At 68.6% G+C, this 20084-nt stretch carries 25 protein-coding genes and 1 tRNA gene; 5 read left to right on the top strand and 21 right to left on the bottom strand.

The features are described from left to right. The first annotated feature begins 11 nt into the window (after window positions 1-11). Both AC3WRR_RS22365 and AC3WRR_RS22360 read left to right on the top strand, forming a co-directional pair. Window positions 12-386, top strand: a complete 375-nt coding sequence (locus AC3WRR_RS22365) for a hypothetical protein (protein ID WP_011616191.1) — start codon at window positions 12-14, stop codon at window positions 384-386. Window positions 387-528: 142 nt separating this feature from the next. After that, window positions 529-1545: a hypothetical protein gene (locus tag AC3WRR_RS22360; RefSeq protein WP_371258348.1), complete on the top strand. Its 1017-nt coding sequence runs from the start codon at window positions 529-531 to the stop codon at window positions 1543-1545. Between the two features lie 59 nt (window positions 1546-1604). Here AC3WRR_RS22360 and AC3WRR_RS22355 read toward each other — a convergent pair whose 3' ends face one another. Continuing rightward, the gene (locus AC3WRR_RS22355; RefSeq protein ID WP_010813433.1) at window positions 1605-1961 is read right to left on the bottom strand and encodes a hypothetical protein; all 357 of its coding nucleotides are present in this window, start codon (window positions 1959-1961) and stop codon (window positions 1605-1607) included. Between the two features lie 105 nt (window positions 1962-2066). Between AC3WRR_RS22355 and AC3WRR_RS22350 the strand changes: the two genes are divergently transcribed. Beyond that, complete coding sequence (locus AC3WRR_RS22350; protein ID WP_010813432.1) at window positions 2067-2684, top strand: DNA-3-methyladenine glycosylase I; 618 nt, start codon at window positions 2067-2069, stop codon at window positions 2682-2684. Between the two features lie 384 nt (window positions 2685-3068). On the opposite strand, the gene AC3WRR_RS22345 is transcribed toward AC3WRR_RS22350, so the two are convergent. After that, window positions 3069-4043, bottom strand: a complete 975-nt coding sequence (locus AC3WRR_RS22345; RefSeq protein WP_492298178.1) for a cation diffusion facilitator family transporter — start codon at window positions 4041-4043, stop codon at window positions 3069-3071. A gap of 150 nt (window positions 4044-4193) precedes the next feature. Here AC3WRR_RS22345 and AC3WRR_RS22340 point away from each other — a divergent pair, with 150 nt between their 5' ends. Next, entirely contained in the window at window positions 4194-4445 is a 252-nt protein-coding gene (locus tag AC3WRR_RS22340; protein ID WP_492298177.1) for a hypothetical protein, read from the top strand. 79 nt (window positions 4446-4524) lie between these two features. Here AC3WRR_RS22340 and AC3WRR_RS22335 read toward each other — a convergent pair whose 3' ends face one another. From AC3WRR_RS22335 to AC3WRR_RS22245, 19 genes are all read right to left on the bottom strand, one after another. Continuing rightward, entirely contained in the window at window positions 4525-5202 is a 678-nt protein-coding gene (locus tag AC3WRR_RS22335; RefSeq protein WP_492298175.1) for an aspartate/glutamate racemase family protein, read from the bottom strand. Between the two features lie 254 nt (window positions 5203-5456). Further along, window positions 5457-5532 (bottom strand) — tRNA-Ala (locus AC3WRR_RS22330). Window positions 5533-5606: 74 nt separating this feature from the next. After that, on the bottom strand, window positions 5607-7328 hold the full coding sequence (gene soxB / locus AC3WRR_RS22325) for a thiosulfohydrolase SoxB (protein WP_492298173.1): 1722 nt from the start codon (window positions 7326-7328) through the stop codon (window positions 5607-5609). Between the two features lie 60 nt (window positions 7329-7388). Next, on the bottom strand, window positions 7389-7883 hold the full coding sequence (locus AC3WRR_RS22320; protein ID WP_011616195.1) for a TlpA disulfide reductase family protein: 495 nt from the start codon (window positions 7881-7883) through the stop codon (window positions 7389-7391). Between the two features lie 5 nt (window positions 7884-7888). After that, window positions 7889-8551, bottom strand: a complete 663-nt coding sequence (gene soxX / locus AC3WRR_RS22315) for a sulfur oxidation c-type cytochrome SoxX (RefSeq protein WP_010812114.1) — start codon at window positions 8549-8551, stop codon at window positions 7889-7891. Window positions 8552-8570: 19 nt separating this feature from the next. Then, the gene (soxA, locus tag AC3WRR_RS22310; RefSeq protein WP_010812115.1) at window positions 8571-9398 is read right to left on the bottom strand and encodes a sulfur oxidation c-type cytochrome SoxA; all 828 of its coding nucleotides are present in this window, start codon (window positions 9396-9398) and stop codon (window positions 8571-8573) included. A 73-nt stretch (window positions 9399-9471) separates the two neighbouring features. Then, window positions 9472-9924: a DsrE family protein gene (locus tag AC3WRR_RS22305; protein ID WP_492298171.1), complete on the bottom strand. Its 453-nt coding sequence runs from the start codon at window positions 9922-9924 to the stop codon at window positions 9472-9474. An 85-nt stretch (window positions 9925-10009) separates the two neighbouring features. Next, complete coding sequence (gene soxZ, locus AC3WRR_RS22300) at window positions 10010-10321, bottom strand: thiosulfate oxidation carrier complex protein SoxZ (RefSeq protein ID WP_010812117.1); 312 nt, start codon at window positions 10319-10321, stop codon at window positions 10010-10012. Window positions 10322-10367: 46 nt separating this feature from the next. Further along, complete coding sequence (gene soxY, locus AC3WRR_RS22295) at window positions 10368-10823, bottom strand: thiosulfate oxidation carrier protein SoxY (protein ID WP_010812118.1); 456 nt, start codon at window positions 10821-10823, stop codon at window positions 10368-10370. A gap of 159 nt (window positions 10824-10982) precedes the next feature. Then, the gene (locus AC3WRR_RS22290) at window positions 10983-11309 is read right to left on the bottom strand and encodes a c-type cytochrome (protein WP_010812119.1); all 327 of its coding nucleotides are present in this window, start codon (window positions 11307-11309) and stop codon (window positions 10983-10985) included. Between the two features lie 117 nt (window positions 11310-11426). Next, a complete protein-coding gene (locus AC3WRR_RS22285; protein ID WP_011616197.1) occupies window positions 11427-12464 on the bottom strand; it encodes a c-type cytochrome in 1038 nt (345 codons plus the stop codon). Further along, the gene (soxC, locus tag AC3WRR_RS22280) at window positions 12448-13797 is read right to left on the bottom strand and encodes a sulfite dehydrogenase (RefSeq protein WP_011616198.1); all 1350 of its coding nucleotides are present in this window, start codon (window positions 13795-13797) and stop codon (window positions 12448-12450) included. Before soxC ends, AC3WRR_RS22285 begins: the two co-directional genes overlap by 17 nt. 107 nt (window positions 13798-13904) lie before the next feature. Next, on the bottom strand, window positions 13905-14324 hold the full coding sequence (locus tag AC3WRR_RS22275; RefSeq protein WP_011616199.1) for an ArsR/SmtB family transcription factor: 420 nt from the start codon (window positions 14322-14324) through the stop codon (window positions 13905-13907). Window positions 14325-14371: 47 nt separating this feature from the next. Continuing rightward, window positions 14372-15262: an O-acetylserine/cysteine exporter gene (locus AC3WRR_RS22270; protein WP_010812123.1), complete on the bottom strand. Its 891-nt coding sequence runs from the start codon at window positions 15260-15262 to the stop codon at window positions 14372-14374. Between the two features lie 89 nt (window positions 15263-15351). Then, the gene (locus AC3WRR_RS22265) at window positions 15352-16617 is read right to left on the bottom strand and encodes an NAD(P)/FAD-dependent oxidoreductase (RefSeq protein WP_011616200.1); all 1266 of its coding nucleotides are present in this window, start codon (window positions 16615-16617) and stop codon (window positions 15352-15354) included. A gap of 15 nt (window positions 16618-16632) precedes the next feature. Then, window positions 16633-16983, bottom strand: a complete 351-nt coding sequence (locus AC3WRR_RS22260; protein WP_010812125.1) for a c-type cytochrome — start codon at window positions 16981-16983, stop codon at window positions 16633-16635. A gap of 170 nt (window positions 16984-17153) precedes the next feature. Further along, window positions 17154-18014 carry a BON domain-containing protein gene (locus AC3WRR_RS22255; RefSeq protein ID WP_010812126.1) on the bottom strand — a complete coding sequence of 287 codons (861 nt, stop codon included), beginning with the start codon at window positions 18012-18014 and terminating at the stop codon, window positions 17154-17156. 46 nt (window positions 18015-18060) lie between these two features. After that, window positions 18061-18648: a phosphoheptose isomerase gene (locus tag AC3WRR_RS22250; protein WP_010812127.1), complete on the bottom strand. Its 588-nt coding sequence runs from the start codon at window positions 18646-18648 to the stop codon at window positions 18061-18063. Between the two features lie 62 nt (window positions 18649-18710). Then, a complete protein-coding gene (locus tag AC3WRR_RS22245) occupies window positions 18711-19106 on the bottom strand; it encodes a YraN family protein (protein WP_010812128.1) in 396 nt (131 codons plus the stop codon). An 18-nt stretch (window positions 19107-19124) separates the two neighbouring features. Between AC3WRR_RS22245 and rsmI the strand changes: the two genes are divergently transcribed. Then, window positions 19125-20033: a 16S rRNA (cytidine(1402)-2'-O)-methyltransferase gene (gene rsmI / locus AC3WRR_RS22240; protein ID WP_010812129.1), complete on the top strand. Its 909-nt coding sequence runs from the start codon at window positions 19125-19127 to the stop codon at window positions 20031-20033. The last annotated feature ends 51 nt before the right edge of the window (window positions 20034-20084 follow it).

Here is a 20084-nt window from a genome sequence, read left to right as displayed (position 1 = left end):
GCAACGCCTTGATGCCACCGGCACGCCCCGCGCGCCATGCGTGGCCGGAGACTTCGGTGGTACCGCGCATCCCGCGCCGCCCCGGGCGGCACCCTCCCTTCCTGGCCCACTGGTGGCAACCGGGCGTCTACGGCAGCGTGCCCGCCGTCGCCCTGTGGATCCTGGCGCGCCTGCCGGCCGGCTTGCTGGCATCGCTGGCCGGCACGCCCGCTGCGGCAACCTGGCTGAACCATGCCGGCGACACCGTGTTCGTGACCGGCTGGGCCGCCAGTGCGCTGCTGCTGTGGCTCACGCGCCGCCGGCCGGCGCCCACCCATCCGGCCATGCCGGCTACGCCGCCCTCCCCGCCCTCCGGACCGTCGACCCGGCGCCATCCGGCCGCATGACCGGCGCCGCGCCGATTTAAGGCGGCAGCAGTCCGATCTGAAAGATTTCGCGCGACGCTCCCTCACAATCCTGCGCCGCTAGAATGCGCGGGAGATTGCCGCACGGCAGCGCGCTGCGGCACTGACTGCACAGAGATTGTCCATGTCCGCACGCCAGCGACACCGCCGGTTCCACCCCGCGCCTAGCCGCCGCTCGCGGCCCCTTTGGCGGGCGGCCCTGGCCGCCATGGGCGCGGCGGCGCTGCTGGCCGCCGGCGCGGCACATGCCCAGAGCGCGCCCGGACTGCGCCTGGCCGGGGCCAATGTGCAGCGGCACGCCAACGCGGTGCTGTCGCTGATGGCGTACTCGGTGGTGCCGGACCTTACCTCCAGCTCGCTGTCGATCAACAACACCAGCACCGACGATCCCGGCATCGTCATGTCGCAGCTGGGCGGCGGCTTCACCATCAGCAAGTCGTTCCCGCTCTACCTGGAAGGCGCCATTGCCTACAGCCGCTACGATCCCACCTTCATTGCCACCAATGGCGCCGAATCCCGCGCCATCCCGACCCGCTGGAACACCTTTTCCGGCACCATCGGCGTGGGCTGGGACTTTCCGCTGACGGCCAACAAGGAACTGGTGTTCCGGCCGATCTTCAACGCCTCGCTGGGCAATGTCTCCAGCGACCTGTCAATCGGCAAGTTCGCGGTCGAGCAGGTCACCGACCGCCAGCTCAACTTCCTCGACGGCGGCAGCCTGAATGCCTACGGGCTGGGCGGGTCGGTGATGCTGGACTGGGAGCACTACCGCGAGAACTACGAGATCGACGTGGAACTGCGCTACACCAATATCCACCTGCAGAGCTTCGGCGGCACGTCCAGCGCGGTCACGGGCACGGCCACGGCGCAGACCGCCAACCTGTGGGCGCGCTGGCGGGCCCCGACCGGGATGCATGCGTTCGACCGGCCGGTACGATACGTGCTTGAGCTATCACATTCGCATTATCTTGGCAGCCAGGCCGGCATCCTCGGCTTCAACTACCTGACCACGCTCGGCACCGGGCTGGAACTGGACACCAGCGCGCACGAGGTCTTTGTCACGCGGATCCGGGCGGTGCTGCGCTATGTGTTCGGCAACAACGTGTCGGGCGTCTCGCTGGGGCTGGCGGTCAGCTTCTGAGCCTGGCCTGGCCTTATTGGGTTGGCGCCGAACCAAACAGTGCGCGCGGACAACCCAACCTAGCTCGCCTCGTGCTCGTCCCGGTGGATATTGATCACATGCCGAGCCTCGAAGCACAGCGGCATGCCCGGGTTCATCTCCTCGGTGCAATACGGCTGGTTATCGAGCTCGCCGGTATAAAGGCTGCCCTCGCGCCCGGTAACGATCACCCACATCCGCTCCACGTGAACCTCTTCGCTGCCCGTCTCGTCCGCGACCAGGATGCGGAAGATCAGCTTGACCAGCTGGCCGGGTGCGAGTGCATCACGCTCCTCGCGCGGCGGCATCCAGAAGGTCTCGGGATGGGCGGCGGCGATGGGCTCGGCGTCGTCGAGCTCCCATCCGTCTTCGTCCAGGGTTGTCAATCGCATGTCCATTTTCAGCCTTCCGCAATCTCTCAGGTGCGGGCATGATCGCAGCAAATGCGCCGGTCGGCGAGAGCCTGGCCGGCGTGCGGGACTTTCAACAGGGAACATGTACCCATGACAAGCAAGAAGGAAGCAGCGGTGCGCTGCGGCTGGTGCGGCACGCTGGAGGACTATTGCCACTACCACGACACCGAGTGGGGCTTTCCGGTCGCCGACGACCGCCGGCTGTTCGAGAAGCTGTGCCTGGAAGGCTTCCAGTCCGGCCTGAGCTGGCTGACCATCCTGCGCAAGCGCGAGGCCTTCCGCAAGGCATTTGCCAATTTCGACATCGAAAAGGTGGCGCGCTTCGGCGAGCGCGATATTGCGCGCCTGCTCGGCGACGCCGGCATCGTGCGCCACCGCGGCAAAATCGAGGCGGCCATCAACAATGCGCAGCGGGCCCGCGAACTGCTGGAGACGGAATCATCGCTGGCCGCCTACTTCTGGCGCTTCGAGCCCGATCCGGCCAGCCGGCCCAAAGTGCTGACACCCGAGGTGCTGCGAACCATGGCGACCTCGCCGGAATCCACGGCGCTGTCAAAGGACCTGAAGAAGCGCGGCTGGCGCTTTGTCGGTCCCACCACCATGTACGCGCTGATGCAGGCGATGGGGCTGGTCAATGACCACCAGGAAGGCTGCACGACCCGTGCCGAGGTACTGGCTGCACGCAAGGTGTTCAAGGTGCCGCGCTAGCGTTGCGTGGACGTATACCCGGCGCGCCAGGTATACGCCGGCGTACCAGCGCCATGGCCCGCGTAAACGTCAGGCCAATGCGAACAGCGCAACGGTCCTGTCTATGTCTTTAATATTGTTTACATATGTAAACATAGTAGTAGTAGGTAAACCAGGCATCAGGCCGTGGATAAGTCACCTTTCCCCTTTTGGCTCAGGGACTTGCAGCAAAGATAACCACTGCGGGATAACCCTGATTCGCCGGGATAGCGCGGCAGTCACGTATACGTCGGCAGTGCGGGCGTCTGAGTTATCCGTATACGTCCCACAAGGCGCCCCCAGGCGGGGCACAGCTTGTCCGGCCGGTTATCCCCAGCAACCGGCAAAGATGTCCACAGGCCGGGCTCAGGCAGCGCTGGCCTGGCTGCTCATGTATACGGATACGGGATCGACGTGCGTCATCACGTTGAGCACGTGATGGTTCTCCAGGGTGCGGCGCCGGGCTTCGACCGCGATCGCATGCCCCTGCGCCACCGTCAGCGCGGCATCGATCTCCAGGTGCACGTCAACCAGCACCTGGTCGCCCATCTTGCGGGTGCGCAGGTCGTGCAGGCCCAGCACGCCGGGCGTGCCCAGCATGGTCGCGCGGATCGCCGCGACGGTTTCCTCGTCGGCCGCGCGGTCCATCAGGTCGTTAAGCGCATCCCAGCCGAAACGCAGGCCCATGCGCGCCACCATCAGCCCGACCACGATGGCCGCCACCGGGTCGAGCATGTGGTAGCCCAGCAGGTTGCCGCCAATACCCAGCGCCACCACCAGCGACGAGGCCGCATCCGAGCGCGCATGCCAGGCATTGGCCACCAGCATGCCCGAGCGCACGCGCCGCGCCACCGCGAGCATGTAGCGGAACAGCAGTTCCTTGGACACCAGCGCGACCAGCGCCACCCACAAGGCCACTGGCTGCACCGGCTGCAGGCTGGCCGGGTGCTGCAATTTGTCCACCGCCGCCCACAGCATGCCTGCCCCCACCGCCAGCAGCAGCACGCCGAGTGCCAGCGACGCCGCGGTCTCGAAGCGCAGGTGGCCGTACTGGTGGTGGGCGTCCGGATCCTTGCGGCTCTGCCAGGCGGCCAGCAGCACCACGAAGTCGGACAGCAGGTCCGAGAGGGAATGCGCGGCGTCGGCGATCAGCGCCTGCGAGCCAGAGATGACACCGGCCACCGCCTGCGCGGCGGTCAGGCCGATATTGACGGCCACGCTGACCAGCGTGCTGCGCCGGCCAGCCCGGTGGCGCGCGTCGGCCTCGGCCGGGCTGGCGGCGGTGGCGTCGTCCGGAAGGCCGGCGGATGCCGGCCGCAGAGGGTTGTGTTCCGATTCCATCGGGTGACTATAGCCCAACATCCGCGATAGGCGGACCGGGCCACGGCGGCGCTGCCGTGCCGATTTCGTAACAGCGCTGGCGAAGTTCTGGTGTCGCCTTTACCGTTACACAGGACGGAAACACCCGGACACTGCAAGGAGGACCCAACGATGGCGATTCGGTCACTTGCCTCGCACAGCACATCCCAGCTGCGCCGCCTGGTCGGACAGATGCAGGCGGAAGTCGATGCATTAGAGAACCTTTCCACCCCTGACGCCGATGCGCAAAGCCGCCTTGGCTATGCCATCGGCCGCCTGCGCGACAGCATCGAGGCGGTCGAGGACGCGCTGCAGTCGCTGCGCGCGCTGCAACAGGTACGGCCCTCGGCGATGAAGGCCCGCCGGCCGACCCGGGTGGCCTAGCCTACCCGCGCCTGCACGCTGGCGCGACCCACACGGCCGGGCAAATCACTCGCGCTCCTTGTTGTCCCCATGGGCCGGCTTACGCCGCCGGGCAATAGCGCAGCGCCCGCGACATGGCCGCGCACGCCGCCGGCACCGGGCCGATGACGGGAATCGGAAAGCGCTGGCCCAGCGCACGGGCGGCCTCGCCCAGCGGGCCGCCGCCGATGATCACGGCTTGCGCGCCGTCGGCTCGGATGCAGGTATCGACTGCGCCCGCCAGCAGGTCTTCCTGCTGCTGCGGCGCGCCGCCCAGCGCGCGCGGATCGCCCTCGGTGAAGCGCGTGCCCGTGAACAGCTCGTCCAACCCCTGCCGGCGCACGCTGGCGCTGATCGACGCCGCCAGCCGCGGCGTGGTGGTGGCGATGCCGAAGCGCCGCCGCCCGGCCGCGGCCGCGTGCATCGAGGCTTCGCCGATACCCACCACCGGCACTGACAGCTGCGCGCGCAGGGCCTCGATGCCGGGGTCGCCGAAGGCGCCGATGATCACGCCGTCGGCACCGCCGGCCAGGCGCAGCATGTCTGCATCACACATAGCCTCGGCGGCGACGGCAAGGTCGTCTTCATCGATGATCATCGGCGCCCCGCGCGAGACCGTCGCGCCGACCACGGCCGGCGGCGCGGCCATGGCCTGCGCGAACCAGGCGCGCGCGATCTCGACCATCATCTGCGTGGTGGCACTCGACGTATTCGGGTTGATCAGCAGGATGTGGCTCATGGATGTCTCTTGAGATTCAGGATTGCCAGCGCAGGGACATCGCCAGCGGGTGGCTCGATTTCCTGTTGGCTTGCATGGGATCGAACAAGGCCCCGGCGGGCGTAGGTTGGCGGCGGCAAAGGCGCGTACGCCTGTGCCGAGGAGTCAACGATAGCGTATGGCGGCTGCCAGCGCGAGATGACGGACAGCGCGGGCGGCAGAAACACAAAAGCCCCGGAAAGCGTTGGCTTTCCGGGGCTTTTGCGCGGGATATCTGGTGGACCGAAGGAGGATCGAACTCCCGACCTCTGCATTGCGAACGCAGCGCTCTCCCAGCTGAGCTATCGGCCCGTGGCGGTTGATTGTAGCGTAATACCGCAGCGCCCTTCAATCCTCTGCGCGGCGCGTGACGGGGCCGCACAACATCAGGCGGCCATGCCCGGATTGCCGTCCATGCCGCGCACGCGCGGCAGGTTCAGCGGGCGGGCGCTGACTTCCCTGGTGCTGCGCAGCCACTGCGCCATCACGTCCCAGATCGGCGCGCCGCCGGCCTGGCGCGCCTCTTCGGCCACCGGGGCCCAGCCCGCCACCTTGTAGGTCTTGCCGGCTTCCAGCGGCTTGCCGGCCAGGCGCATGTCGCTGATGCGCTTGCCCATGCCGGCGGTCGGATCGATGGTGTACTGCAGCCCGCCCACGCGCACCATGTCGCCGCCCTGCTGGTAGTACGGGTCGGGGTTGAACAGGTTGTCGGCCACGTCTTCCAGGATGGTCTTGATGGTCTCGCCGCTCATCTGCGTCATCGTGGTGTACGGGTAGGTGATGGCGGTCTGGTCCATCAGGTGTTCCATGGTGATGGCCTCGCCCGGCAGCAGCGTGGTGCCCCAGCGGAAGCCCGGCGAGAACGCGATCTGCGCGCCCTGGGCCTGCATCAGGCCGTCCAGGATCAGCTGGTCGAAGGTGCCATTGAAATTGCCGCGGCGGTACAGCAGGCCGCGGTTGACGGCCAGCACTTCGCCCAGTTTTTGCTCATAGGGCGCGCGTACCTTCCTGATCAGCGCGTCCATGGCGGGGTCGGCCGGCAGGTAGTTGGCGAACACCGGCAGCAGCCGGTAGCGAAAGTCCGCGACCTTGCCGCCCTTCACATCAAAGTCCAGCACGCCGAGGAACTTGCCGTTGGAGCCGGCATTGGTCACCAGCGTGGTGCCGCCGGCATTCTTCACCGGCACCGGCGCGGGCATGCCGTCATGGGTATGGCCGCCCAGGATGGCATCGAGCCCGCGCACGCGCGAGGCCAGCTTCAAGTCCACATCCATGCCGTTGTGGGACAGCAGCACCACCGCCTGCGCGCCCTTGCCGCGCGCTGCGTCGATGACCTGCTGCAGGTTCTCTTCCTGGATGCCGAAGGTCCAGTCCGGCACGAAGTAGCGCGGGTTGGCGATGGGCGTGTACGGGAACGCCTGGCCGATGATGGCCACCGGCACGCCGTTGATCTCGCGGATCACGTACGGATCGAACACCGGATCGCCGAAATCGTTGGTCTTGATGTTCTGCGCCAGGAAGGCGACCTTGCCCTTGAAGTCCTTGTCGACGATCTCCTTGACGCGGTCCGCGCCCAGGGTCATCTCCCAGTGCGGTGTCATCACGTCCACGCCCAGCGCCAGCGCGGCGTCGACCATGTCCTGGCCCTTGGTCCATAGCGCGGTGGCCGAGCCCTGCCAGGTATCACCGCCATCGAGCAGCAAGGCGCCCGGCCGGTCCGCCTTCAGCCGTTTCACCAGCGTGGCCAGGTGCGCAAACCCGCCGACCTTGCCATAGCGGCGCGCGGCCTCATTGAAATCCAGGTAGGTGAACGCATGCGCCTGCGGCGTGCCGGGGCGGACGCCGTACTGGCGCAGCAGCGCGTCGCCGACCAGGTGCGGCGGCTTGCCGGCATAGTCGCCGATGCCCAGGTTGACGTTGGGCTCACGGAAATACACCGGCCGCAGCTGCGCATGGCAGTCGGTGAAATGCAGCAGGTGGACGTTGCCGAAGCGCGGCAGGTCGTACATGGCCTCGGCGGCCTGCGCGGCGTGCGCGTCTTGATGGGGGAACGTCATGCCGCCGGCGCCGGCAATGGCCAGCACCTGCAGGAACTCGCGTCGGTTCATGTCTCTTCCTGGAATTGGCGCTGGCGGTCGGCCCTGGCGCGGGCGTCCGCCATCGCAAAACTATGGCCGCGCGTACCGCTCCAGCGCCGCCACGTCGTCTTCAAGCATTTCGCCCACTTCCTTCTGCGCCACGCGGCCGCGCGCGTCGATCACGTACAGCTCCGGCAGTCCCTTGCGCTTGCCGAACACGGCCTGCAGCTCGGGCGAATCCATCGTCGCCGGGAAGGTGTAGCCGCGCTTCTTCATGTAGTCGGCAGCCTCGCGCGGATCCTTGTCGATGCTGATGGTCAGCACCTGCAGCGGCGTGCCGCGCGTGCGTTCGTAAAGCTTCTGCAGGCGCGGGTTCTGCATCGCGCAGAACGGGCACCACGAGGCCCAGTATTCGACCACCAGCGGCTTGCCGGCCAGCGCGCCAGCGCTGAGCGTGCGTCCGTCGAGCGTGCGCACGTCGGGCAGGCGCACGGTGTCGCCGACCTCCAGCGCTGCCGCGCCAGCTGCGGCGCCGGTCAGGCTGAAGGCCAGCAGCCAGCGCAGCAGCACGGCAGGCGCGCGCATCGGCCTTACTGGTTGACCGGCGAGGCCGGGTCGAGCAGCAGCGCCATCACGTCGCGGATCTGGGCCTCGGTCAGGATGCCCTTGTGGCCAAAGCGCGGCATGTTGGAGCAGGCGGCGTAGGCGCTGGAGTCCCAGATCTTGCCCCAGGTGTACTTGATGACTTCCTGCGAGTTGCCGCGCAGCTTGCCGTACTGGTACAGCGACGGGCCGATATTGCCGAACGAGATCTCGGCCTTGGTCATCTGGTGGCAGGCGTAGCAATTGCCGCCGTTGGTGCCGCCGACCTGGTCGGTGAACTGCATGCCGCGGCCGTTCTGGGCGACCTTTTCGCCTTCCTTCCAGTCGCCCAGCCATTTGTCTTCGGCGGGGTATTTCACCTGCTTGAGCTCGGCCGCTTCGATCTTCTTGGCAAGCTTTGCCGGCACCTTGGTGCGGTCCGGGTACTGGCTGCAGGCCTGCTGCATGCCGTCCTGGTTGAGCACACCCTCGACCGTGACCGGCCCGCGCGACGAGAACGAGTCCTCGATCAGGTGCTTCATATCGGCACCGCTGACGGCGGCGGGCTTGCCCTTGGGCGCGCGGGCCTTGGCGCTGTCCTGCGCGTGGGCGCCGCTTGCCAGCAGGGTGGCCAGGGCCGCGATGGCCAGTGCCTGGTGTTGTCGTTGCATGTTGTCTCTCCCGTACTGGTCAGCGCTTCATCGCCGGACCGTCGTAGGTCCCGCCGTTGGCGTTCTTCGCCAGGAACATGGTCAGCGCGGTGATCACGTCCGAGCCATAGGCGGGTTCGGGAAAGCGCTGCTGGCGCAGGCAGTCGTACAGGCGGTGCTGCATGGTGCGGACCTCGCCCTGCGAGACGCGGTAGGCGGGCCAGGTGGTGTAGGCCGCCTGCGCGCCCTTGTCGGTCAGCAGGTTGGGCAGGTCCTGCAGGCGGATGCGCTGGCCGTCCACCGCATGGCAGGTGGCGCAGGCAAAGTCATAGGCGCCGCCGCGGTAGAAGAACATCTTCTCGCCCAGCGCATAGGTGCGCTTTTCTTCGGGATGGCCGAGCTGCACGTTCATCTTCACGCCGCGCGACTCGCCGGTCAGGTAGGCCACCAGGCGCTCGATCTCGGACGGCTTGCCCGACGACGAGAACGGGTTCTTCGTTGCCTCTTCCCTGGTCAGCCCCTGCAGCGTCATGCGGCAGTAGGCGAGCCGCTGCTCCAGGTCCATCACCTTGCCGGCGTCCTTGAAGTAGCGCGGCAGCTCGGCGTAGGCGCCCTTGGTCACGCCCGGGCCCTTGCCCAGGTCGCATTGTTCCAGCGAGGCGTTCTTCGGGCCGGCCGGCTTCTTCCACAGTTCTTCGCCTGCGGCTTCCCACAATTCGGCGGGATTGCCTTCGGCCAGCATCTGGCGGTACTTGGCGATTTCGTCGGCGGTGCTGCCCTGCGCATGCACGGCGGCAGCTGAGGCCACCGCAGCGGTGGCCGCCGCGGCCAGCGCGGCGCGCCGGGCCAGGCTTCGGATGGTGTTCATGGGGCTTCTCCTCGCGGCCTCGCACCGTGGCGGGCCGTTCTCTCTCTTGTTGCCGGAAGCTACGCCGCCCGGCTCAGGGCTTGATATAGGCGTAGCCTTCTTCGGCCTGCAGGCGCGCAATCTCGACCACGCCGGCCGGTACCACTTTGGCTTCCATCAACAGGCTCGATTCCGCAATCTTGCGTGCGGTCAGCGTGTTGCGGCACACGCGGAACTCCACCCCGGCCGAGGCCAGCGCGCCCACCGGGCCGTCAAAGGTGTTGCCGCGCGCATCCTTGGCGCCTTCGACCAGGAAATCGATGCCGTAGCCGAACGCCACCACCACGATCTTCGTTCCCGGCGCGCCGTTCAGGTGGTTGCGCAGGTTGCCCATCGCGCGCACCGCCTGGTCGATGCCTTCCGACAGCTGGTACACCACCTTGATGCGCCCGCCCTTGCCCGCAGCCGGCGCGGCCTGGGCCACGGCTTTTGCCGACAGGCCGATGGCGGCCAGTGCCGCCGATGCTCGAATAAATGCTCGCCGCATGTTGTTCCTTCCCGCCGGGCCAGTCCCGGCATCCGTCCCGAACCTTAGCAGAGGACGGCATGGCCTGCCGGCCGCGGAACGGCTGTCAGGCGATGGTCGCTTCGTCGGTGCGCTTGTCGCCCTTGTTGTCGATCCAGGTCACTGCGACCTTGTCGCCCTTGGCGCCGCCCTTGAACTTGAAGTTCAGGAACGGGTCCTTCGACACCGCCGGGCCGAACTGGGCGCGGAACACTTCCTTGCCCTTGCACTGGGCGGTCACGGTCTGGATATGCCAGGCCGGCACGGCCTTGCCGGATGCGTCCTTGCGCTGGCCGGTTTCCATGTCGTGCTTCATCAGAATCTTGACGTCAACCACGCCGCCGTTTTCGGTGGCGCGTACGCGCATCGGGTCTGCCATGTGTTTCTCCTGTTGCAGTTTGGGAATCTCGATCCGGGGCGCGGCGTCAGCCGCCGCAGCCGCCCAGCGTGACCTTGATTTCCTTCGATGCCACGTACCACTTGCCGCCGGCCTTGACCGCGGCATGCACGACCGAGGTCTGGCCCATCTTCACGCGCGTGGAGACGAACGGCTCGGTGCCGGCCGGGATGATGAAGTCGGCGGCCAGCGTGTTGGGGTTCTTTTCCACCAGGATCGCGATCTGCTCGGTATCCGGGATGGTGCTGGTCACGGCCACCGGCACCACGGCGCCGTTCTCGGCGATGTCGGGGGCGGTGAAGGTGATGGCGGTGCTTTTCTCGGTGCCGCTGCCGCCGAGCGCCTTGATCACGTCGGCAACGCTCTTGCCGTCAAAGGCGTTCTTGTTCCACTCGGCCGCCTGCGCCTCGCTGATCAGGCCGGTGGCGGCCATCAGCGACAGGACAGCGGTGACCCGCAGCACTTCTCGTCGTTTGGAATTCATGTTTCTGCTCTCCGGCTACTCCGTTCCAGTCGGTCGATGACCGCTTCGGGGATCTGCTTCATGCGGCCGGTACATGGCCGGCCGCTGGTCTGTCCTGGCCGCGCGGCATTCACCGCCCGGCCTGGTGCATCGGCGGACTGCCCGCCTGGTCGGTAAGGCTTACTTGGCGGGGGCGCCAGCCAGCACCCACTCGACCACGGTCTTCAGGTCGGCGTCGTTGAGCGCCGCATTCGCGGGCATCGGCACCGGGCCCCAGACGCCCGAGCCACCGCTCTTGACCTTCTTGGTCAGCGTCGCCAGGGCGTTCTTGTCGCCCTTGTACTTGGCGGCCACTTCCTTGTAGGAAGGTCCGACCAGCTTCTTGTCGACCTGGTGGCAACCCATGCAGGCGTTCTTGTTGGCGATCTCCTGTGCCTTGGCGGCATCGACCGCGTGGGCCGATGCGGCGGCGCCGAGCATCAGCGCTGCGATGACAAACTGCTTCATTGTTAAGCTCTCCAAGCTCTGTAAAGCCGTGGGGACGGCAAAGGCCGCTGGGCCGTACTGCAATGGCTTCGCGGCACACACTGGCCGCCGCCCGGGGGCACTGCGGTGGCCAGTCCGCTATTTTGCCTCAAGAATCCAGCCCACCATGGCCTGCACGTCGGAATCCGGGATCTGCGGCTGCGCCGGCATCGGCACGCTGCCCCATGCGCCCTGCCCGCCTGCCTTGACCTTGCGCGCCAGCGCGCCATGCGCGTCCTGGCCCTTGTACTTGCCGGCGATGTCGGCAAAGGACGGCCCAACCAGCTTGCGGTCCATCGCATGGCAGGCCATGCACTGGTACTGGCTGGTGAGCCGCGCGCCCGGCGCGGCCGGCTCCGAAGGAGCTGATGCAGCACTTTTAGATACGGTATTGCCCGCGGCCACGCCGCGCACCGGGCCGAAGCTCCGCTGCTGCTGCGCCAGTTCGCCATGGGCATCGCGGGCATAGTCCGGTATCGACGAGGTAATCGCCACCTTGCCGGCGCAATCCTTCATGCAGGCCGTATTGCGCGTGTCCGGGCGGCCGCGCCCCGGCCACAGGCCGTGGCCGGTGGTCATGCCGTCGCGGTTGGGCATGCGCCGCTGGATCTCGGCGATATTGGCGTCGGACAGCGTGAAGTCGGCCGGGACGACCTCGCCCAGGTGCAGCATATATGCGGTGACCGCGTAGACGTCGCCCACGCTCAGGCTCTTGGGCGCGTTCCACGGCATGGCGCGGTGGATGTAGTCCCACAGCGTGCTGACGGTGCTGACCTTCATCAGCGTGGTGCGGTACGGCTGGTTGCCGGTCATGCCGGCCACGCGGCCGCGCCTGATGTCTTCGGCGGTGGTGCCGCCGACCAGCGGCGTGAACACCTCGTTGGATTCGCCGAAGTCGCCGTGGCACGACGCGCACTTGCCGTCCCAGACCTTCTGCCCCTGCGCCACCGTGCCGCTGCCCCTGGGCAGGCCCTGGAAGTCCGGGCGCACGTCGATGTCCCACGCGGCGACTTCGGCGGGCGTGGCGGTGCGGCCAAGTGCCGCACGCGCGTCGGCCGTGCCCGCCCACGCCGGGGCGGCGCTGACGGCTGCCAGCACCAGGGCGGCGGCGGTCCTGAGTTCAGCCCACATGGACATTGGACACCTCGCCGCCTGCCGCCACCTGCCAGCTCTGGATAGCGTTGTTGTGGTAGATCGAGCGCGTGCCGCGCACCGCGCGCAGCTGCCCCAGCTTCGGCTGCACATAGCCGGTGTCGTCGATGGCGCGGCTTTGCAGGATGGCGGGGCCGCCGTCCCAGACCCAGTCCAGGTTGAAGCGCGTCAGGCACTTGGACAGCACCGGCGCCTCCAGCCGCGCACTGCGCCAGTTGCGCCCGCCGTCGGTCGAGACATCGACACGCCTGATGCGCCCGCGCCCCGACCACGCCAGCCCGCTGATGTTGTAGAAGCCCTTGCCCACCATCTGCTGCCCGCCCGAAGGCGTGGTGATGACCGACTTGCACTCCTGGATCGAGGTGTACTGGCGCAGCTTGCCGTCCGGCATCATGTCCACGTAGTGGATGGTCTCGTCCTTCGCATTCCAGGGCTGGTCGCCCAGCTCCAGCCGGCGCAGCCACTTGACCCACGACACCCCCTGCACGCCCGGCACCACCAGCCGCAGCGGATAGCCGTTCTCGGGGCGCAGCATCTCGCCGTTCATGCCCCAGGCGACGATGATCTCGTCGGCCAGCTCCATCGGGATGGTGCGCGTCATCGACGAGCCATCGCCGCCTTCGGCCAGCAGGTAGCGGCCGCGGCGCAGGTCGGCGCCGGCATCGTCCAGCAGCACCCGCAGCGGCACGCCGGTGAACTCGCAGCACGACAGCATGCCGTGGGTGTACTGCACAGTGGGCACGGCCACGTTGCCCCATTCCATGCCGGTATTGGCGCCGCATTCGATGAAATGCATGCGCGACACCGCCGGCAGGCGCATCAGGTCGTCCATGGTGTAGACGCGCGGCGTGCGCACCAGGCCGTTGAGCATCAGGCGGTGGCGGGCCGGGTCGATATCGTGCCAGCCCTGGTGGTGGCGCTCGAAATGCAGGCCGTTGGGGGTGATGATGCCGAAGAAGCCCTGCAGCGGCGCGAAGGCCACCGAAGCGGCGGAGACGCGCGTCAGGCCCGGCGACTCGCGCCGCACCAGGTTTTTCTCATGCACGGAGGGCTGCCCGTACGGGCGTGCAGCCACCGGCTGGCCGAGCGAGGTGGCCCACGGCTGCGGCTGCAGGATGGCGGGATCGCCGTCGGCTGCCAGTGCCTGGCGGCCCGCCGTGGCGGCGGCAATCCCCGCGGCCGCGCCCAGGAAGCTCTTGCGCAGGAAGTCGCGCCGCGGCGCGTCCAGGCCGTGCCGGCCGATGTCCTGCTGCAGCGATGCGCTGACGAAGTGCTCGGGCGCGGGCACGATGCGCCCGGGCCGGTTCCGTTCCTGCAAATCGGTCTCCTCCGGCGCGCTCGCCACGGCCCTTGGACCGGTCGGCGTGCCTGTTATCGGGCCGCTGCAGCGGGTGCGGCAGCGATCCGTTTACCGGAAGAGCTGAGCTAGCCTGCGGTGCGCCGCCTGCGCGCCGGGGCTTCGGGTGCCGGCTGTGCCATGAAGCGGTCGACCACGCCGGAGGGCAAGGCGCTGTCCTCCAGCCGGCTCGCCACCTGCACGCAGACCGTGCGGCACAGCTCGATCACGCTTTCGTCCGCAATGGCGTAGAACACCAGGTTCGCCTCCTTGCGGCGCGACAGCACGCCCGAGCGGTACATCGCGTTGAGATGCCGCGACACATTGGTCTGCGACGAACCCACCGTCTCGACCACCGTGCTGACCGGCTTCTCGCCATCGCACAAGGCGTGCAGGATCTTCAGCCGCGTCGGCTCCGCCAACAGGCTGAAGTAGCCCGATACCTTTTCGAATACGCGATCCAGCTCTTCCATGGCATCCAATATATTCGTATATGCGTGAATGCGCATATAGTGTTTACCCACTGATGCAGCACAGCATAAGTGCGGCGGGAGGATCAGCGGCGCGCCAGCGCCCTGCCCGCCCACAGGCGCTGGCCGAACACATTGAGCAGCAGCCCGGCCATTACCACTGCCGCGCCCGCCCACTGCGCGCCGGACAGGTCCTCGCCCAGCAGCACATGCGCCGACACCAGCCCCACCACCGGCACCAGCAGCGTCAGCGGCGCCACCTGGCTGGCCGGGTAGCGCGTCAGCAGCCGGCCCCACATGGTGTAGCCGAACACCGTCGCCGCAAAGGCCAGGTAGGCCACGGCGAACACGGCCATGCCCGACACATGGGTGACGCTCTGCACGATGCGCGCCGGGCCCTCGACCCACAGCGACAGCAAGGCGAACGGCACGATCGGGATCAGCGCGCCCCAGATCACCAGCCCCAGCAGGTCGACCGGGCCGATCTTCTTGCTGACGATATTGCCGCTGGCCCAGCAGAACGCCGCGCACAGCGTCAGCACGAAGCCCGCCACGCTCATGCCGCCGGCGCTGCCGGCACCGGCCCCGATCAGGGCCAGCCCGCCCGCCGCCACCGCCATGCCCGCGATGTTGTGCCAGCGCACCGGCTCGCCCAGCCACAGCGCCGCAATGGCCAGCGTGAAGAAGGCCTGCGACTGCAGCACCAGCGAGGCCAGGCCGGCCGGCATGCCGACCGCCATGGCGTAGAACAGGAAGGCGAACTGGCCCAGGCTGATGGTGACGCCGTAGGCCAGCAGCAGCCGCCACGGCACGCGCGGGCGCGGCACGAAGAAGATCGCCGGGAACGCCACCAGCAGGAAGCGCAGCGCACCCAGCAGCATCGGCGGCATGTCCGCCAGGCCAACCTTGATGACGACGAAGTTGACGCCCCAGACGCAGACGATGGCGAGGGCGAGTAGACGGTCTCTGGCTTGCATGAGGGGGCTGGGGGCGCGGCCCGGCACAGTGCCGGACAAAACCCGTAGGGTAGCAGCCCCCGGCCTTCGGGGCATGGCCCGCCCTGCACCTACCCCAGCATCTCCGCCCAAATGCCCTTGGCCCATGCCAGTGCGTAGTCGCCTTCGAGCTGGTTCGGCGCCTCCGACAGCCCGCCCGATCCCGGCACCGTGACCATGGTCTTCTGCGCCGCGTCATAGCGATGCACGCTGGCCACGTGCACCGCCTCGCGGTCGGAGGTGAAGCTGTAGCAGGTGTTGTTGTAGAGCGGCTGCGGGTCGGGTGCCCGGCCCGACAGCAGCGCGACCATGGCCGCGGCCGCGACCTTGCCATGCTGGTTGGCCATATGGCCCGACTTGGGCATCAGCGGCGCGATCTGGATGGCATCGCCGATCACGTGGATATTGGCCGCGGCGCGCGACTCGAAGGTGACGAAGTCCACCTCGCACCACTTGCCATTGGCCGTGGCCAGCCCCGCCGACACCGCGATCGCACCGGCGCGCTGGGGTGGCAGCACGTTGAGCACGTCGGCACGCTCGTCGTCCTGCACCTCGAACTTGAGCGTGCGCGTGGCGGGGTCCACATCCACCGCGTTGAACTGCGGCCGGTATTCCACCATGCCCGGGTACTGCGACGCCCACACCTTGCGGAACAGCCCGGCCTTGGAGGTGATGTCGGGGTTGGCGTCCAGGATCAGCACCTTGCTGCGCGGCTTGTGCTGCCTGAAGTAGTACGCCACCTGGCAGGCGCGCTCGTAGGGTCCCGGCGGGCAGCGGTAGGGCGCCAGCGGGACGCTGATGGCATAGGTGCCGCCGTCCGGCATGGCCTCCAGCTGGCGGCGCAGCGCAACGGTCTGCGGGCCCGCCTTCCAGGCGTGCAGGACCTGGTCGCCGCCGGGCTGCTTCAGCCCGGGCAGCGCATCGCTCATCATTTCGACGCCGGGCGACAGCAGCAGGCGGTCGTAGGGCAGCGTGGCGCCGCCCGCGAGGCGCACGGTCCGTTTGGCCGGGTCGATGGCCACGGCGGTATCGCGCACCAGCCGCACGCCGTGGCGGCGCACCAGCGCGTCGTACGGCAAGGTCAGGTCCGCCAGCTGCCGGCTGCCGCCGAGCACCAGGTTCGACAGCGGGCAGGAGATAAAGGCCGGATTGGGTTCGACCAGCGTGACCTCGATCGCCTGGCCGCTCCACTCGCGCAGGTAGCGCGCGGCGGTGGCGCCGCCGTAGCCACCACCCACCACCACCACCCTGGCCGGCGCCGCGGCGCGTGCCGACCCGACCCCGACCGAACCCAGTACTGCGGCGCCCGCGGCGCCCAGGAAGCTTCGTCTTTGCATGGTAGTCCCCCGCTGTCAGCGCACCGCGGCGAACCACGCCGTGATGGCCGCGATCTGGTCGTCGCTGTAACCCTTGGCAATCTGGTGCATCACCGTGGCCGGCCGCGTGCCGGCCTTGAAGGCCTGCATCTGCGCGGCCAGTTCCGCCTGCGGGCGGCCGGCCAGCGGCGGGATCGTGCTGCCCGCCGGCGCGCGCCCGGCGGGGCCGTGGCAGCTGGTGCAGGCGGCGGCCTGGCTGCGCGCACGCAGCGCGGCATCGGTGGCAGGGGCGGCGCTGTCTGCCGACAGCGCCGGCTGGGCGCCGCACAGCGCCGCGGCCAGCAGCGCCAGCCGCAGCAACACAGCGGGCCGGGGGAAGATTGTCATGGTCTCGCTCCGTGTAGGGCCGGCGCTGGGTTCCGCTTGGGGGCGGCCGGCGTGGCTACCGTAGCACATCGGGCGGGGACCGTGTGCGGTGAAAACCGCAGAAGGACAAACGGCGTCCGCATGAGCGGACGCCGTCGGAACCGGCCCGGGAAGCTGGGCCGGGCGCGTGCTCAGGGCAGGTTGCGGCCCGGCGGCAGCGTCACCGGCGAAGTCACCGGTGCGGCGACCGGGCTGGTGGTCGCGGTGGTGCCCGTGGCGGCCCCGGCCGGCGCATCGATCGGACCGCCCACGCCCGGCACCGACTGCACCGGCGCCGGCGTGCCGACATTGCCGTCGAACGACGGGTTCTGCGAGGTGGAAGCCGAGTCCAGGCGCGCGCGCTCGGTGTCGTTGACGTAGTCGAAGGCCTTGACCACCTTGGTCACGCCCGAGGCATTGCGCGCCACGTCGGTGGCGCGGTCGCCCTCGGCGGCGGTGACCACGCCCAGCAGGTAGACCACGCTCTTCTCGGTGGTGACCTTGATCGAGTTGGACGGCACGCCGTCGGCGGTCATCAGCAGGGTCTTGACCTTGCTGGTCAGGTAGGCGTCCTGGCTCTGGGTCATGAAGCCCGGCGAGTTGACGACCTCGAGCTCATTGATCACCACGCGCGCATTCTGCAGGCCACGCACATACTGCTCGACCTGCTGCTTGACGGTGTCGTTGCTGGCTTCGCCGGTCAGCAGCACCTTGCGGTTGAACACGGTCACGTTGACGCGGGCCTGGCCGCGGTAGCGCGAGTTGATGGTGTTCTCGGCCTCGAGCTGCAGGCCGCGGTCCACGGTCTGGGTGGCGGCCGGGCGGCGGTCGGTGGCCATGGCCACGCCGGTCCCCATGGCGCCGGCGATCACGGGGAAGCAGCCGGCGAGCTGGGTGGCGCAGACCAGCACGGCCGCCGCGGCCAGGCTGGCGCGGCCAAGGCCGGCGGTGCGGGAAGGATGGCGCGCGCCGGCGCCGTTCCGGGGGGCTTGCGTAGTGGGCAGGTTCGTCATGCGGTCCTTGCTGTGGCTGGATGTTGGGAATGGGAGGAAGGCAGCATCAGGCTTCCCCGAGCAGTGCCTCGTCGATGCCGTCGCACAGGCAATGCAGGGTCAGCAGGTGCACTTCCTGGATGCGCGCGGTGCGCTCGCTCGGCACGCACAGGTGGATATCGAATTCATCGAGCAGGCCAGCGATGGTGCCGCCACCCTTGCCGGTCAGCGCAACCACGGCCATCTCGCGCTGGCGCGCGGCTTCGATGGCGGCGATCACGTTGGCAGAATTGCCCGAGGTGGAAAGCGCCAGCAGGATGTCGCCGGGCTGGCCCAGCGCCTCGACCTGCTTGGAAAACACCTTGCTGAAGTCATAGTCGTTGCCGATCGCGGTCAGGATCGAGCTGTCGGTGGTCAGCGCGATCGCGGCCAGGCCGGGGCGCTCGCGCTCGAAGCGCCCGACCAGTTCGGCGGCAAAGTGCTGCGCATCGGCTGCGGAGCCGCCGTTGCCGCAGGCCAGGATCTTGTTGCCGCTGGTCAGCGCGCCGACCATGCGTTCCACGGCGGCGTCGATATAGGGGGCCATCACCGCCGCGGCCTGTCGCTTGGTCTCGGCGCTGTCTAGAAACTGTTGCTGGATACTGTCGATACTCATGGCTCTGGGGCCTTGTTGTTGCCATTGCGATCCGCGGATCGTACCTTAGGGTCTGCCGCGCATTATGAACCAGCCCCGGCGGCATCCTGGTCAAAGGCATGCTGCAGCCAGTCCAGCCGGCCGGGTTCCAGGGCCACCACGTCGAAGCGGCACGGCGGCACCTGCGCCAGCGTGGCCAGGTAGTGCGCTGCTGCCAGCAGCACGCGCCGCTGCTTGGCCGGCGTGACGCTGGCGGCCGCGCCGCCGAAGCCCCGGCCGCTGCGCTGGCGCACCTCAACGAACACCAGCGTGCCGTCCGGCGCGCGCATGACCAGATCGATCTCGCCGCCTTTGCAGCGATAATTGCGCACCACGGGCTCCAGGCCCTGGCGCCGCAGGTGTGCCAGGGCCCGGTCCTCCGCCTGCGCACCGCGTAGCTGTGTGTTTTGCAACTGCGTGGTGGATTTGAATGATGGCATCAACGGAAGTTCTCAAGCATGAGTGACTGGATCTCCCTGGCGGCCAGCCAGTCCTATCCGGCCGGCACCCTTTATGTCGTGGCCACGCCCATCGGCAACGTCGCCGACCTGTCGCTGCGCGCGCTGCATGTGCTCGGCCTGGCCGACGCCGTGGCCTGCGAAGACACCCGCAATACCGGCCAGCTGCTGTCGCGCGTGGGCCTGCAGCGGCCGCTGGTGGCCGTGCACGAGCACAACGAGCGCGAGGCCGCGGGCCGCATCGCGGCGCGCCTGGCGGCCGGCGAGCGCATCGCCTACGTCTCCGACGCCGGCACGCCGGGCATCTCCGACCCGGGTGCGCGCCTGGTCGAGGCGGTGCGCGCCGCCGGCCATCCGGTGGTGCCACTGCCCGGCCCCAGTGCCGCGGTGGCCGCGCTGTCGGTGGCGGGCGACATGCTCGATGCCGGCGAAGGCCGCTTCACCTTTGTCGGCTTCCTGCCCAGCAAGCCCAAGGCGCGCACCGAGGCCATCGCCCGGCTGGCGGCGCTGGACCACGCCTGGGTCTGCTACGAGGCGCCGCACCGCATTGCCGACACGCTGGCAGCGCTGGCCGCGGGCCTGCCAGGCGAGCGCCGGCTGCTGGTCGGGCGTGAACTGACCAAGCTGTTCGAGGACATCGCTGTGCTGCCCGTGGCGCAGGCGCCGGCCTGGCTGGCCGCCGACCCGAACCGGGCCAAGGGGGAATTCGTGCTGGTGGTGGAAGGCGCTGGCGCCGCAACTGCCGCGGATGGCTTGCCGGATGCCGAGGCCCAGCGCGTGCTGGCGCTGCTGCTGGCGGAACTGCCGGCCAAGCGCGCCGCCAAGCTGGCGGCCGCCATCACCGGCGCCGGCACCGATGCGCTCTACCAGCTGGCGCTGGCGCAGCGCGCGGGGCAGGCAGAGGACTGACGCGGTGCGCGCGTGATCCCGGGATCGGGAGGAGGAAGGTAAAGCAGAGGT

This window comes from Cupriavidus sp. FW305-3-2-15-C-LB2 (assembly GCF_058787575.1).
The sequence above is the reverse complement of the archived record's forward strand: the minus strand, read 5'-3'. Positions and strand labels throughout refer to the sequence as shown.